Here is a 324-nt window from a genome sequence, read left to right as displayed (position 1 = left end):
TCTTTCATATTTCCACATCCCCCAATAAAAATGATTAAAAGTAATACACTCATGTACAAAGCAATTTTTTTTATATACTCCATCATTTCACATCTCTCTGCTTTAATTTTATAAACATTTGAATATTTCATATAACTTATTAAAATAGTGATTATTCAACTTTTATGTTATCAAACAAAACTAACTTATTCAATTTAATACATGTAATTCATTTAACTTTATTATTAAATGTTCTAACGTCATTTTTTATAATAATAATTATACTTATTTATCCTCGCTTGGATTAAAGTAGACACTATCTGTGAAGTAAATATTTTCTTCCTT

General features: G+C 22.2%; 1 pseudogene. It reads right to left on the bottom strand.

What is annotated here, in order from left to right:
* Positions 1 to 83 (bottom strand): annotated as a pseudogene (locus IDG60_RS03230) (tandem-type lipoprotein); the annotation flags it as partial.
* Positions 84 to 324: the final 241 nt, after the last annotated feature.

It is taken from the genome of Staphylococcus sp. EG-SA-2, assembly GCF_017152085.1.
The sequence above is the reverse complement of the archived record's forward strand: the minus strand, read 5'-3'. Positions and strand labels throughout refer to the sequence as shown.